The 13,284-nt window shown below is 72.2% G+C and carries 15 protein-coding genes; 4 read left to right on the plus strand and 11 right to left on the minus strand.

All coding sequences use genetic code 11. The features are described from left to right. Positions 1–40: 40 nt before the first annotated feature. The 6 genes from Msi02_RS08680 to Msi02_RS08705 all read right to left on the minus strand — a co-directional run bounded on the left by Msi02_RS08680 (position 41) and on the right by Msi02_RS08705 (position 5,651). The gene (locus tag Msi02_RS08680; protein WP_308441791.1) at positions 41–1,789 is read right to left on the minus strand and encodes a molybdopterin-dependent oxidoreductase; all 1,749 of its coding nucleotides are present in this window, start codon (positions 1,787–1,789) and stop codon (positions 41–43) included. Positions 1,790–1,836: 47 nt separating this feature from the next. Then, complete coding sequence (gene rdgB, locus Msi02_RS08685) at positions 1,837–2,439, minus strand: RdgB/HAM1 family non-canonical purine NTP pyrophosphatase (RefSeq protein WP_079315351.1); 603 nt, start codon at positions 2,437–2,439, stop codon at positions 1,837–1,839. A gap of 29 nt (positions 2,440–2,468) precedes the next feature. Further along, positions 2,469–3,185 (minus strand): ribonuclease PH, encoded by a 717-nt coding sequence (gene rph / locus Msi02_RS08690; RefSeq protein ID WP_079315312.1) that lies wholly within the window; start codon positions 3,183–3,185, stop codon positions 2,469–2,471. Positions 3,186–3,190: 5 nt separating this feature from the next. Beyond that, positions 3,191–3,943 (minus strand): MBL fold metallo-hydrolase, encoded by a 753-nt coding sequence (locus tag Msi02_RS08695; RefSeq protein ID WP_079315313.1) that lies wholly within the window; start codon positions 3,941–3,943, stop codon positions 3,191–3,193. Then, entirely contained in the window at positions 3,940–4,776 is an 837-nt protein-coding gene (gene murI / locus Msi02_RS08700; RefSeq protein ID WP_373308255.1) for a glutamate racemase, read from the minus strand. The genes Msi02_RS08695 and murI overlap by 4 nt, the downstream gene beginning before the upstream one ends. An 80-nt stretch (positions 4,777–4,856) precedes the next feature. Further along, complete coding sequence (locus Msi02_RS08705) at positions 4,857–5,651, minus strand: thioesterase family protein (RefSeq protein ID WP_204047875.1); 795 nt, start codon at positions 5,649–5,651, stop codon at positions 4,857–4,859. Between the two features lie 164 nt (positions 5,652–5,815). Here Msi02_RS08705 and Msi02_RS08710 point away from each other — a divergent pair, with 164 nt between their 5' ends. Beyond that, complete coding sequence (locus Msi02_RS08710) at positions 5,816–7,438, plus strand: DUF3352 domain-containing protein (protein ID WP_204047876.1); 1,623 nt, start codon at positions 5,816–5,818, stop codon at positions 7,436–7,438. A gap of 105 nt (positions 7,439–7,543) precedes the next feature. Here Msi02_RS08710 and Msi02_RS08715 read toward each other — a convergent pair whose 3' ends face one another. The 5 genes from Msi02_RS08715 to clpS all read right to left on the minus strand — a co-directional run bounded on the left by Msi02_RS08715 (position 7,544) and on the right by clpS (position 10,280). Beyond that, a complete protein-coding gene (locus Msi02_RS08715) occupies positions 7,544–8,491 on the minus strand; it encodes a PLP-dependent cysteine synthase family protein (RefSeq protein ID WP_079315317.1) in 948 nt (315 codons plus the stop codon). Then, on the minus strand, positions 8,492–8,770 hold the full coding sequence (locus Msi02_RS08720; protein ID WP_079315318.1) for a MoaD/ThiS family protein: 279 nt from the start codon (positions 8,768–8,770) through the stop codon (positions 8,492–8,494). 272 nt (positions 8,771–9,042) lie between these two features. After that, positions 9,043–9,459, minus strand: coding sequence for a M67 family metallopeptidase (locus Msi02_RS08725; protein WP_204047877.1), 417 nt, complete (start codon positions 9,457–9,459; stop codon positions 9,043–9,045). Positions 9,460–9,468: 9 nt separating this feature from the next. Then, positions 9,469–9,993 (minus strand): DUF2017 domain-containing protein, encoded by a 525-nt coding sequence (locus Msi02_RS08730; protein ID WP_193206702.1) that lies wholly within the window; start codon positions 9,991–9,993, stop codon positions 9,469–9,471. Then, entirely contained in the window at positions 9,993–10,280 is a 288-nt protein-coding gene (gene clpS / locus Msi02_RS08735) for an ATP-dependent Clp protease adapter ClpS (RefSeq protein WP_079315320.1), read from the minus strand. Before clpS ends, Msi02_RS08730 begins: the two co-directional genes overlap by 1 nt. A gap of 39 nt (positions 10,281–10,319) precedes the next feature. Between clpS and Msi02_RS08740 the strand changes: the two genes are divergently transcribed. From Msi02_RS08740 to Msi02_RS08750, 3 genes are all read left to right on the plus strand, one after another. Beyond that, the gene (locus tag Msi02_RS08740; RefSeq protein WP_204047878.1) at positions 10,320–11,603 is read left to right on the plus strand and encodes a nicotinate phosphoribosyltransferase; all 1,284 of its coding nucleotides are present in this window, start codon (positions 10,320–10,322) and stop codon (positions 11,601–11,603) included. 79 nt (positions 11,604–11,682) lie between these two features. Further along, entirely contained in the window at positions 11,683–12,255 is a 573-nt protein-coding gene (locus tag Msi02_RS08745; RefSeq protein ID WP_204047879.1) for a nicotinamidase, read from the plus strand. A 115-nt stretch (positions 12,256–12,370) separates the two neighbouring features. Then, positions 12,371–13,051 carry a hypothetical protein gene (locus Msi02_RS08750; protein ID WP_204047880.1) on the plus strand — a complete coding sequence of 227 codons (681 nt, stop codon included), beginning with the start codon at positions 12,371–12,373 and terminating at the stop codon, positions 13,049–13,051. Positions 13,052–13,284 lie beyond the last annotated feature (233 nt).

Here is a 13,284-nt window from a genome sequence, read left to right on the forward strand (position 1 = left end):
CTCCAGACCCGGCTCTCCACGGGGACCGTGCGGGGGCCGGTCAGCGGGCCGTGACGGTGACGGTGTGGAGGCCGGTGGCGCCGTCGGGGGCGGGCGGGACCTCGTCCGCGGTCTGGGTGTAGCCGGTCGCGTCGGTGGCCCGCACGGAGATCGTGTGCCGCCCCGGCGTCAGGTCCAGGTCGAGCGACCACTGCCGCCAGGTGTCCGGGCCGGGGACGTCGGCGAGCCTCGCCTGCCGCCACGCGCCGCCGTCCACCCGCACCTCGACCGCGTCGACGCCGCGGTGCTGGGCCCACGCGACGCCCGCCACGGTCGTACGGCCCGCCGTGACCTCGTCCCCGTCACGGGGCAGGTCGATCCTGGACTGGGTCTTGATCGGGCCCCGGGGGGCCCAGCCGCGCGGCGTCCAGTAGGCCTCGTCCCGGTCGAACCGGGTGACTCTGATCTCGGTGACCCATTTCGTCGCCGACACGTATCCGTACAGTCCGGGCACGACCTGGCGGACCGGGAAGCCGTGAGCCTCCGGAAGCACCTCGCCGTTCATGGCGACGGCGAGCAGCGCGTCGCGGCCGTCCATGACCACGTCGACCGGTGTGCCGCAGGTCCAGCCGTCCTCGGAGATGCTGAGCAGCATGTCGGCCTCGCGGCGGATCCCGGCCTCGCGCAGCACGTCGGCGAGCCGGGCGCCGAGCCAGCGGGCGTTGCCCGCGTACGGCCCGCCGACCTCGTTGGACACGCAGGTCAGCGTGACGTCCGCCTCCGTCAGGGGGCGTCTGAGCAGGTCGGCGAAGGTCAGTTCGACCGGCCTGTCCACCAGCCCATGGATCTTCAGGGTCCAGCGGGCCGGGTCCACCGACGGCACGACGAGGGCGGTGTCCACGCGGTAGAACTCCGCGTTGCGCGTGACGAACGGCGTGAGGCCGGGAATCCGCAGGTCCGCCCCGGCGGGGATCGGCGCGGCCGGGCGCGCCGCGCGCGGCAGCATCCTGGCGACGCCGCGCCGGGCCAGTTCGGCGTCCTTGCTGCCCGACAGCAGCCATCCGCCGAGACCGGCGACGCCCGCCACCGCGACGCCCGCGGCCGCCCCGGTCAGAAGCCTGCGCCGGTCGAAGGCAGAGGGCCCCGCTCCCGCCCGCATGACGGGCGGCACGGCGGGCGGCGCCGCGGGCGGCGGGGTGGGCGGCACGGCGGGGCTGGGCTCCGCCGCACGGATCTCCTCCCGAACGCCCTCCTCCCCAACACTCCCGGCCCTCGTGCTCTCGGCCGGCACGGCCGCTGCCAGGGGCGTTTCGCTCATGCCCCGGTCGGCGGCCCGGCTGGCGGCCACGTAGTCCTCCTCGCCGCTGCCCATGGCACGGCGCGTCAGGCGCGACAGGGTCCAGGCGCCGGCCGCGGCGCCCGCGAGTGAGGGCAGGACGTGCGCCGCCCCCGCGTCCGGCCGGGACAGCGCGGCGGCGGCCCCGACGAGGCCGAACAGGGCCAGTCCCAGCGTGCCGTACGCCGTCCGGCGGCGGGCGAGCAGGCCGAGACCGGCGGCGACGAGGGCGAGCACGACGACGATGCCGCCGAGCAGGACCGGCTTGTCGTTGGAGCCGAAGGCGCGGATCGCCCATTCCTTGACGCCGGTGGGCGTGGCGTCGACGATCGCGCCGCCCACGGCGACGACCGGCGCGGCGCCGGGGTCGATCAGACCGGCGACGATCTGGGCCGCCCCGAGCGCCACCGCGCCGGCGACGAGGCCGGTCAGCGCGGCCGCCCAGGCGGGCATGCGGGTGCCTGCTGCGTTCACGTTCCGAACGCTACGCCCGCCCGTCCTCCCGGGGTCTTACGGCGGTATTACGAGACGACCTCGGCGATCACCGGGGCGATGGCCCGGAACGCCTTGCCCCGGTGGCTGATCGCGTCCTTCTCCTCGGCCGACATCTCGGACGTCGTGCGGGTGTCGCCGTCCGGCACGAAGATCGGGTCGTAGCCGAAGCCGCCCGTGCCGCGCCGTTCGCGGATGAGGTGGCCGTGCACGGCCCCCTCCACCACGTGCTCCTCCCCCGTCGGCAGCGCGAGCGCGGCCGTGCAGGCGAAGTGGGCCTGGCGGCGGCCGTCCGGCACGTCGGCGATCTGCGCGAGCAGCAGGTCGAGGTTGGCGTCGTCGTCGCCGTGGCGGCCCGACCAGCGGGCGGAGAAGATGCCCGGCATGCCGTTCAAGGCCTCGACGCACAGGCCGGAGTCGTCGGCGATGGCGGGCAGGCCGCTCTGCGAGGCGACCGCGTGCGCCTTGAGCAGCGCGTTCTCCGCGAACGTGAGGCCGGTTTCGGCCACGTCGCCGATGTGTGGGAACGCTTCGAGGCCGACGAGTTCGACCGGCACACCGGCGTCGGCGAGGATCCGGCGCAGTTCGACGATCTTCCCGGCGTTGCGGGTGGCCAGGACCACCTTGTTCATGCTGACGTCCTCGCTGGTGTCCACGGTGTTCAGGAGAGGGCTTCCATCTGGAGGCGGGTGAGTTCGGCACAGCCGGTCGCGGCCAGGTCGAGCAGGCCGTTGAGCGCCGTCCGGTCGAACGGCGTGCCCTCGGCGGTGCCCTGCACCTCGACGTAGTCGCCCCTGCCGGTCATCACCACGTTCATGTCGGTCTCGGCCTTGACGTCCTCGCTGTAGTCGAGGTCGAGCATCGGCTCGGTGCCGACGACGCCGACCGAGACGGCGGCGACCGAGTTCACCAGGGGGTCGCCGGGGCACATCCGGCGCTGCCGCATCCAGGCGATCGCGTCGGCGAGGGCGACGTACGCGCCGGTGATGGCCGCGGTGCGGGTGCCGCCGTCGGCCTGCAGCACGTCGCAGTCGAGCAGGACGGAGTTCTCCCCCAGGGCCTTGTAGTCGACACAGGCCCGCAGGGACCTGCCGATCAGCCGGGAGATCTCGTGGGTGCGCCCGCCGATCTTGCCGCGGACCGACTCGCGGTCGTTGCGCGTGTTGGTCGCCCGGGGCAGCATGGCGTACTCGGCCGTCACCCAGCCGAGACCGCTGCCCTTGCGCCAGCGGGGCACGCCGCTCTCCACCGTCGCGGCGCACAACACCCTGGTGCCCCCGAACTCCACCAGTACGGAACCCTCCGCGTGGGCGAGCCAGTTCCGGGTGATGGTCACGGGGCGAAGCTGGTCGGAACGACGACCGTGTGAACGAGCCATACGGGTCACCCTAGGTCATACACGGCCCCGCTCCGCGCCAACTCCATCGGGCCGGCGAAGCCGCCGCGCGAGGCGTCCTCCAGGATGCGGGACTTGTCGTACCACGGGACGAGATGGGTCAGGACGAGCGCGCCGGCCTCGGCACGGGCGGCGTGCTCGGCCGCCTGCCTGCCGCTCAGGTGCAGGCCTGGGGTCAGGCCCGGCTGGTCGAGGAAGGACGCCTCGCACAGCAGGACGTCGGCCTCGTGGGCCAGCTTGACCAGTTCGGCCGACTCGCCGGTGTCCGCCGAGTACGCGACGGAACGGCCCTGGTGGGTGACGCGGAAGCCGTAGGTCTCCACGGGGTGGTTCATCGGGGCGGCCGTCACCTCGAACGGGCCGACGTGCCGGGTGCCGGGCGACAGCCGTACGAAGTCGAAGGAGTTCTCCAGCACGGGCTCGTCCGGCATCGCGTACGCCGCGTTGAGCCGCTTGGAGGCGCCGCCGGGGGCGTGGACGGGCACCTTCGGCAGCGGGCCGTCCGGGGTGTAGGTGCGCACCACGTGGTAGGCGCACAGGTCGAGGCAGTGGTCGGCGTGCAGGTGGGACAGGAGGATGGCGTCGACGTCGTAGAGCCCGGCGTGCCGCTGCAGCGCGCCCAGCGATCCGTTGCCGAAGTCGAGCAGCAGCCGGAAGCCCTCGGCCTCCAGCAGGTAGCAGGAGGACGGGCTGTCGGGGCCGGGGAAGCTGCCCGAGCACCCGATGATCGTCAACTTCATCGCGAACTCCCTACGCCGCTGACGTCGCCGATGCCGGAGGCGGTCCGCTCCACCGACTGGAGCTCGGGACCGAGGAAGCGCTGCCCGAGGCGTTCGAACAGTTCGGTGTCGCCGGTCGCCCGGAAGCGGTGCTTCGGCTCGCCCGCGCCGTTGGACAGCCCGCGGTCGTGCAGGATGCGATAGACGTCCTTGGCCGTCTCCTCGGCGCTGGACACCAGCGTGACCCCGTCCCCGGCGACGTACGAGAGGGCACCGGTCAGCAGCGGGTAGTGCGTGCAGCCGAGGATGAGCGTGTCGCAGCCCGCGTCCTGGATCGGCTTGAGGTAGCCCCTGACCACCTCGATGAGCTCCTCGCTCATCGTCTCGCCCCGCTCGACGAACTCCACGAGCAGGGGGGCGGCCACCGCGACCAGCTCGACGTCGGGGGCGGCGGCGAAGGCGTCGTGGTAGGCCATCGACTCGATGGTGGCCCGCGTGGCGATCACGCCGACCCTGCCGTTCCTCGTGGCCCGCACGGCCCGCCGGGTGGCGGGCTGGATCACCTCGACGACCGGAACGTCGTAGCGCTCCCTGGCATCCCTGAGCACGGCCGAGCTCGCGCTGTTGCACGCGATGACCAGCATCTTCACGTCATGCTCGACCAGGTGGTCCATGACCTCCAGCGCGTACGCGCGGAGCTCGGCGATGCTCTTGGGCCCGTACGGCTGGTGGGCCGTGTCGGCCACGTAGAAGATCGATTCGTGGGGCAGCTGGTCGATGATCGCCCGGGCGACCGTAAGGCCGCCCACGCCACTGTCAAAGATCCCGATCGCCCTGGTGTTGTCCTCCGGCACGCTTCCCAAGGTTAGGGGACTGATCCCCGCCGCCGACGGTAAGAATGCTCACATCGCGCGCCGGGCATGAGGGGCGCGGTCTAGCCCCGGCCCAGCCGCGCGATCTGGCGCGACTGGGCGACCAGCCGGCCCGCCGAGTCCCACACCTCGACCTCCTCGTCGAACCAGCCGTCGCTGATCAGCCGTCCGCCGCCGATCAGGGTCAGCCACCCCGGCGCGGGCAGGGCCCGCAGGTGCCAGGTCAGCTCCACCGTCGGGGCCCATCCCCGCGCCCCCGCCGAGAACACGACCGGCGGCAGCGCGTCCACCGCCAGCGCCAGCACGTACGGGTCGGGGTCCTGCGGCTCGGCCAGCCGGAAGTACGCCCGCGACTCGGGCCGTCCGGTCGGCGCGCCGGTGAGCCAGCCGATCGTGGGCGGGTCGAACGCGAGCTCCATCTGGGCGCTGAAGTTCATGTTCGACTCGGGCTTGGGTTCGGGCAGGCGCATGCAGTCCGCCAGGTCCGGCATGACGGCCGACGGGCCGTCCGCCCAGTCCGGGGCCGCCTCCCCGTCGAGCGTCGCGGTCGTGACGAGCATCTCGATGAACGACTCGCCGTCCTGGACGAGCCGCGCCCGGGTCATCGCCGCCGTACGGCCCGTCTTGAGCGGTTCGAGCAGCACCCTGGCCGGGCCCGGCCGGGCCACCCGCAGGAACTGGGCGCTCGTGGAGACCGGGTGCGCGTGCGGCGAGGCGTCCACCACGGCGCGCAGCATCGTGGCCATGAGGTAGCCGCCGTTCAGCGGCCCTCCGATGGAGTACCCGTCGTCGAGACACACGTCGTAGGTGGTGTCGTCGACCCGGATGGCCTGCGTCGCCTCGTCGAACTTGGTCATGCGCCCCTCGCCGCTCTACCGAATATTGTTCTGCTCATTACTCTAGCGTGGCACTCCGGCGGAGCGCCCCCGGGGTCTCCAGGTCAAGCGGGTTGCAAGCGCGCCGCTACCGGCCGGGCCTAACGTCGCGGCGTACCAGACGACGACGTATGTGAGTGAGCCCCATGTCCCCCGACACCTCCCCGCGCGATCCGAGCCCCTGGCGGCCTGGTGACGAATCCGACTTCGACCGAACCGTCGCCTATCGCGTTCCCCGCCCCGCCGCGAACGAGGCGCACACCGTCCGGCTGCCGTCGTGGACGGAGCCTGAGGAGATCGGCTCCGCCACCGTGTCCGGCCCGCCGGCGCCGCCTGCGGGCCGGGGCCGGCGGGGGCGCGGCTGGATCCTGGCGCTGGTGGCCGCAGTGCTCGTCGGCGTGGTCGGCGGCGGCGGCGTGTGGGCCGCCTCGAAGCTCAGCGGCGGCGGCACGCAACCGCAGGACGTGCTGCCCGCGAACGCGCTGGCCTACGTCCGGCTCGACCTCGACCCGTCGGCCGGGCAGAAGCTCGCGTTGTTCGGCATCGCCCGCAAGTTCTCGGCCACCCGCGACTCCTTCGGCGGGGACGACCCGCGCAAGGCGCTCGTCACCACGCTGCAGAAGGACGACACGGACCTCTCGAAGGTCGACTTCGCCAGGGACGTCGAACCCTGGCTCGGCGACCGCGTCGGCCTCGCCGTGCTGCCCGCGGACGGCGGCGGCGACCCCGTCGGCGCGCTCGCCGTACAGGTGAAGGACGAGGCGGCGGCCCGGACCGGCATCGCCAAGATGGGCCTCGGCGACGGCAAGGTCGGCCTGGCGTTCCGCGACGGATACGCGATCATCGCCACGAGCCAGAAGCTGGCCGACGAGTACGTCAAGGCGGCGCCGCTGTCCGGCGAGCCGCGCTTCGCCGGGGACCTCGGCGCGCTGGGCGAGCAGGGCGTGCTGTCGTTCTGGATGGACGTGGAGAAGGTCGCCGACGCCGGCTGGAGCGAGATCGCGGCCACGCCCGTGCTGCAGCAGATCAAGGGCATGCGGTTCGCCGGCGCCCTCCGGTTCTCGGGCGACTACGCCGAGTTGGCCGGGATCACCCGCGGCGGGACGCCCACGTCGGTACGGCCCGAGCCGGTGAAGATCGGCGAACTGCCCGCCTCCACGGTCGCGGCGGCCTCGATCTCCGGCCTGGGCGACCTGCTGCGCGAGCAGTGGCCGTCCATCGAGCGAGCGGCGGGCGGCCCGGGCGGCGAGACGGTCAGGCAGGCCCTCGACGAGGCGCGGACGCAGTACGGCCTGTCCCTGCCGGACGACCTCGCGACGCTGCTGGGCCGCACCCTCACGCTCGCGCTGGACGAGCAGGACCTCGACGGCGCGCAGCCCCGGGTCGGCGCCGTGCTCACGACGGACACCGCCAAGGCGCGCGACATGGTGGACCGGGTGAAGGTTCATCGGAACGGCATGGAGAGGTCCGCCGACATCGCCACCGCCGAGGGCGACGGGCGGTTCGTGATCGCGAGCACCCAGGAGTACGCCGACGCGCTGAACGGCGGCGGCACGCTCGGCGAGAGCGAGACATTCAAGATCGCCGTCCCGGACGCCGCGAACGCCACCTACGCCCTGTACGCCGACCTCGACCGGCTGGAGAAGCTCTACCTGGACGGTCTCAGCGGCCAGGAGCGCGCCGACGCCGAGAAGTTGCGGGCGGTCGGCCTGAGCGGCACCCACGGCGACGACGGCGCGACCTTCACCCTCCGGGTCGTGTTCAACTGACCCCCTAGGCTCCGGCTCATCCCGCCCGAACCGGATCTCCGGCCCACCCATGCCGGAGCGGGCGGGGTGAGCCGGTCGGCCTTCATCGGCGATCCTTATCGGCGATCAGGCCCAGAGCTGGCCTTCGAGCCGGTCCTCCGCCTCGTCGAGGGTGCCCTCGTACGCGCCGGTGGACAGGTACTTCCAGCCGCCGTCGGCCACGATGAACACGATGTCGGCCCGCTCGCCCGCCTGGACGGCCTTGCGGGCCATGCCGAGGGCCGCGTGCAGAGCGCAGCCCGTCGAGATGCCCGCGAAGATGCCTTCGGCGGCCAGCAGCTCACGGGTCCGGCGCAGCGCGTCGGCCGAGGTCACGGAGTAGCGGGTGGTCAGCACGGACGCGTCGTACAGCTCGGGCACGAATCCCTCGTCCACGTTGCGCAGGCCGTAGACCAGCTCGCCGTACCGCGGCTCGGCGGCCACGATCTTCACGTCCGGCACGTGCTCGCGCAGGTAGCGGCCGACGCCCATGAGCGTGCCGGTCGTGCCGAGCCCGGCGACGAAGTGGGTCACGGTCGGCAGGTCCGCGAGGATCTCCGGCCCGGTCGACTCGTAGTGGGAGCGCCAGTTGGCGGGGTTGCCGTACTGGTAGAGCATCACCCAGTCGGGATGCTCGGCCGCGAGGCCCTTGGCGACCCGCACCGCCTCGTTGGACCCGCCCGCCGCCGGCGAGGAGATGATCTCGGCGCCCCACATGCGCAGCAGCTGGCGGCGCTCCTCTGAGGTGTTCTCCGGCATGACGCAGATCAGCCGGTAGCCCTTGAGCCGGGCCGACATCGCCAGCGAGATGCCGGTGTTGCCGGAGGTCGGCTCAAGGATCGTGCAGCCCGGAGTGAGCAGCCCGTCCTTCTCGGCCTGCTCGATCATCCACAGCGCCGGCCGGTCCTTGACCGACCCGGTCGGGTTGCGGTCTTCCAGCTTCGCCCAGATCCGTACGTCAGGGGACGGCGAGAGCCGGGGCAGACCCACCAGCGGGGTGCGCCCGACCGAGTCGATCAACGAGTCGAAGCGCATTCAGCGCGCTCCCCCCGCGACGGCCGGGAGCACGGTCACGGTGTCGCCGTCGGCGACGGGCGTGCCGAGCCCGCCGAGGAAGCGTACGTCCTCGTCGTTGAGGTAGACGTTGACGAAGCGGCGCAGCCCGGACTCGTCCACCAGCCGGTCCTTCAGGCCGGGGTGGCGCGACTCCAGGTCGCCGATCAGCTCTTCGAGGGTCGATCCCTTGGCGTTGACCGCCTTGGCGCCATCGGTGTAGCTGCGGAGGATGGTAGGAATGCGGACCTCGATGGCCATGTCGGCTCAATCTCCTTGATCAGTGGTCGTCGTTATGGTGGGCGTCCAGCCTGCTCGCGTTCATGTGCTTGAAACATGGGCGGGCGGGCGGCGATTCCAGCGGTCTTCTTCCCCCGGCGCACCGGCGGGCGGGTTCAGCGACAGTCGTAGACGACGACAGACGGCGTGTGCGCGAAGAGGAACGCCTGAACAGGAGATTCCGGGCGCACCCGGCGCGATAGGGCAGCCGGTGACGACACGGGACGAGCGTCATCGTTAGCCATAACTTAAGTTTAACCGTAGGACTCTACGATCTTGACTTCCTCCTCCGTCACGGCCCCGTCCACGATCCGGTAGGACCGGAAGGGCGTCTCCTCGTCGGAGGCGGTCGACACCAGCACGTAGTGGGCGTCGGGCTCGGAGGCGTAGCTGATGTCCGTACGGGAGGGGTACGCCTCGGTGGCGGTGTGGGAGTGGTAGATCACGACAGGCACCTCGTCGCGGTCGTCCATCTCCCGCCACACGCGGAACTGCTCCATCGAGTCGAAGCGGTAGAACGTCGGGGAGCGCTCGGCGTTCTCCATGGGGACGAACCGCTCGGGACGGTCGGACCCGGCGGGCCCGGCCACGACGCCGCACGCCTCGTCGGGGTGGTCGGCCCGGGCATGGGCCACGATCTTGTCGACCAGCTCGCGTGAGATCGTCAGCATGCGGGCAACCTACCAAAGCGCCCTGACGAGGGTGTCCTGCAGGTAGGTCAGCCAGTCGTAGGTCACGAACGCCGGATAGCGGGGGTCGTCCTCGGACATCGAGGCGATCTCCTCGTGGACCTCCTCGGTGACCTCCAGCCGCACGCCGAGCGCGAGGCGGACGTCGTTGATCGCCCGCAGCCACGCCTGCCCCTGCTCGGCCGTCAGCGTCAGCCGGCCCGGCGCCGCCGTCTCCAGCAGCGTCGTCGCGTCGGCCCGCTTGCCGTCGCGCAGCGTCGCCTCCGTGTAGCGCCGGAACTCCTGCGCCGCGTCCTCGTCGTCCGCGTACGCCGAGGGGAACAGCCGCGCGAGCACGGGGTCGGCCGGCGGCGCGGCGGAGCCGATGCCCAGGGCGCGCTCCAACGGGTCGTCGCCGGTGGTCCCCGGCTCGACCAGGCCGAGCACCTGCGACACCAGCGAGCGCAGGATCGACACCTCGCCCGCGTCGAGTTGGACGGTCACCCCGTCGCGCGTCGCCCGAAATCCCGTGCTCATCACTTGTCCTGCTGGACGGTCGCCCACAGGCCGTAGGAGTGGAGGATCTGCACGTCCCGCTCCATCTCCTCCCGGGTGCCGCTGGCGACGACGGCCTTGCCCTTGTGGTGGACGTCCATCATCAGCTTCTCGGCCTTCTGCCGGGGATAGCCGAACACGGTCTGGAAGACGTACGTCACGTACGACATCAGGTTGACCGGGTCGTTCCACACGATCGTGAGCCACGGCAGATCGGGGCGCACGTCCGACGACGGACGCTCGACCTCGGTTGGAGCTGTGCTACCCACGTACCCATCCTGCACCACGACCGTCGTAGTCTTCGACACGTGCGCATGACCACGGGCACGGCCCTGCTGACCGACCAGTACGAACTGACGATGCTCCAGGCCGCGCTCGCCGGCGGCGCGGCGCACCGGCGGGCGGTCTTCGAGGTGTTCGCCCGGCGGCTGCCCGGAGGACGGCGCTACGGGGTGGTGGCCGGCACCGGGCGGTTCCTCGACGCGCTGGAGGACTTCCGCTTCGAGGAGCAGGACATCGAGTTCCTGTGTTCCTCAGGGATCGTGGACGAGCCCACCGGCGAGTTCCTCGCCGGCTACCGCTTCTCCGGCAACGTGTACGGCTACCGGGAGGGCGAGGCGTTCTTCCCCGGCTCGCCGATCATGGTGGTGGAGGGGACGTTCGCCGAGGCCGTGCTGCTGGAGACCGTGGCCCTGTCGATACTCAACCACGACTGCGCGATCGCGGCGGCCGCCTCCCGGATGACGCAGGCGGCCGGCGACCGGCCGCTCATCGAGATGGGCTCGCGCCGCACCCATGAGTACGCCGCGGTCGCCGCCGCCAGGGCCGCCTACCTGTGCGGCTTCGCCTCCACCTCCAACCTCATGGCCGGCCACCTGTACGGCGTGCCGACCGCCGGCACCGCCGCCCACGCGTTCACCCTGCTCCACGACTCGGAGGAGGACGCCTTCCGGGCCCAGATCGACGCCCTGGGGCTCGGCACCACCCTGCTCGTGGACACCTACGACGTGGCGAAGGCCGTACGCACCGCGGTGGAGCTGGCCGGGCCCGACCTCGGCGCGGTGCGCATCGACTCCGGCGACCTCGCCGTGGTGGCGGTGGAGGTGCGCCGCCTGCTCGACGAACTGGGCGCGAGCCGCACACGGATCGTCGTCACCAGCGACCTGGACGAGTTCGCGATCGCGGCGCTGGCCGCGGCGCCGGTGGACGCCTACGGCGTCGGCACCGCCCTGTCCACCGGCTCGGGACACCCGACGGCCAGCCTCGTCTACAAGCTCGTCGCCCGCGAGGACCACACGGGACGGCTCCAGCCGGTCGCCAAGGCGTCCGTCGGCAAGCCGAGCGTCGGCGGGCGCAAGTGGGCCTACCGCAGGACCAGCGGCGGCACCGCGACCGCCGAGGTCGTCACCCGCGAGCCTGTGGAGACGGAGGACCGCCCGCTGCTGGCCGAACTCGTGCGGGACGGCAAGGTCGTCGGCCGCGAGAGCCTGGAGGCCGCCCGCGACCGCCACCGGGCGACGTTGGCCGAGTTGCCATTGGAGGCGTGCAGCCTCTCCCCCGGAGACCCCGCAGTCCCTACTATCTTCAAGTGATCGCGGGGGACCGGCGCATGAGGACGACGCCGGTCCTCCGTGATCGCCACGCTGAGGATCGCCACTGTGAGGTGACCCCATGAAGACCGCGCTCGTCGTCGTGGACGTGCAGAACGACTTCTGCGAGGGCGGCAGCCTGCCGGTGGGCGGCGGCGCCGAGGTGGCCGCCGCGATCAGCCGCCACGTCCACGAGCACGCGTACGACCACGTCGTCGCCACCCGCGACTACCACGTCGATCCCGGGGCCCATTTCGCGGCCGAGCCCGACTTCGTGGACTCCTGGCCGCCGCACTGCGTGGTCGGCACCTCCGGCGCCGGCTTCCACCCCGCCTTCGACGCGGCGAAGGTCGAGGAGGTCTTCAGCAAGGGCGCGCGGCAGGCGGCCTACAGCGGGTTCGAGGGCGCCACCGCGGACGGCGTCGGCCTGGCCGCGTGGCTGCGCGAGCGCGGCGTGGAGGCCGTGGACGTCGTCGGCATCGCCACCGACCACTGCGTCCGGGCCACCGCCCTCGACGCGGCGGCGAATGGCTTCGCCGTACGGGTCCTGCTGGACCTGACGGCCGGCGTGGCCCGGGAGACGACCGAGACGGCGCTCGCCCGCCTCGCCGAGGCCGGGGTGGAGCTCACCGGGGAGCCCGTCCTCCGCTCCTGACCCGCGAATCCGACCGGCCGGGCGGCCGAGCCGGGACACGCGCGCGGTCGGGACGTCAATGTCTTCACCACGAAGCGTCACGGGTGTATTACCTAGAGCGACGACTCTTCGTGGATTGGCGGCCCCGATGTTCGCGTTCCTGCTCGGCCTCAGCTGGCTCGTCCTGACCCCGGTCTGCATCTGGCTGCTCTTCGGCCGCGGTCACCGGGGCCTGCTCCGCGTCACCGGCGCGCTGACGCTGGTGGCCCTGCAGACGGCCACGATGATCACGGGATTCACCGAGAGGTCCGCCCGGATCCCCGCCCAGACGGTCGCCGTACGCGACCCGCGCGCCGCCGTCGGCGCCGACGCCAACGGGCCGGCAGGCGCGCAGGCCGGGCAGGCGCCCCGAGCGGCGGCGTCCGCGACACCGTCTGCGGCACCGACACCGGCACCGACACCGGCACCGAGTGGCCAGCCCGCCTGCGATTCCCGCGTCCCCAACCCCGAGGCCGTACGACTGTCGTTCCATGGCAGGGCCCTGCACGGCCTCACGGTGTACTGGCCCGCGTCGCCCGCGCAGTGCGACACGGCGACGGTGGCCGTCCACCAGGCCGGGCACCGGCTGCGCATCTGGCTGCGCGAGGGCGCGGAGGCGAGGCAGCACGAGGGAGCACGCAACGTTCCCGTACGCGTGGAGCAGGGCATGGCCTCCCTCAGCCTCCGGCTCAGCCCGGCCACCCGGCACCGCCGGCGTTACGTGGCGATCAACGGCCACACCGGCGACAAGATCCCGCTGCGCTCTCGCATCTCGTAACGCGCCCCCGACGAGGTCAAGAAAAGCCGGCCCACAAATAGGGGAAGTCCGGGCATGAAGCGCAGAACACGCAGTGCTCGGTGAATATTCATCCCACCGATAGCGAAGATTGCGCACCGTGCGGCCAAGGCGGCACGGAATGCGCCGTCGATTACTCACTTCCCGCCGACCTCCGAGCTGATAGCAGTTGCCTCCGCGCAGTTGCAGCGCTCCCACTCCCCCCAGCGAGCCTC

Source organism: Microbispora siamensis (assembly GCF_016863095.1).
GTDB lineage: Bacteria > Actinomycetota > Actinomycetes > Streptosporangiales > Streptosporangiaceae > Microbispora > Microbispora siamensis.

Coding starts and splice junctions, on each gene's coding strand:
- rdgB (WP_079315351.1), bottom strand. CDS start 2,439: ATGAACAAGGTGGTCCTGGCCACCCGCAACGCCGGGAAGATCGTCGAA.
- rph (WP_079315312.1), bottom strand. CDS start 3,185: ATGGCTCGTTCACACGGTCGTCGTTCCGACCAGCTTCGCCCCGTGACC.
- Msi02_RS08695 (WP_079315313.1), bottom strand. CDS start 3,943: ATGAAGTTGACGATCATCGGGTGCTCGGGCAGCTTCCCCGGCCCCGAC.
- Msi02_RS08705 (WP_204047875.1), bottom strand. CDS start 5,651: ATGACCAAGTTCGACGAGGCGACGCAGGCCATCCGGGTCGACGACACC.
- Msi02_RS08710 (WP_204047876.1), top strand. CDS start 5,816: ATGTCCCCCGACACCTCCCCGCGCGATCCGAGCCCCTGGCGGCCTGGT.
- Msi02_RS08715 (WP_079315317.1), bottom strand. CDS start 8,491: ATGCGCTTCGACTCGTTGATCGACTCGGTCGGGCGCACCCCGCTGGTG.
- Msi02_RS08720 (WP_079315318.1), bottom strand. CDS start 8,770: ATGGCCATCGAGGTCCGCATTCCTACCATCCTCCGCAGCTACACCGAT.
- Msi02_RS08725 (WP_204047877.1), bottom strand. CDS start 9,459: ATGCTGACGATCTCACGCGAGCTGGTCGACAAGATCGTGGCCCATGCC.
- Msi02_RS08730 (WP_193206702.1), bottom strand. CDS start 9,993: ATGAGCACGGGATTTCGGGCGACGCGCGACGGGGTGACCGTCCAACTC.
- Msi02_RS08745 (WP_204047879.1), top strand. CDS start 11,683: ATGAAGACCGCGCTCGTCGTCGTGGACGTGCAGAACGACTTCTGCGAG.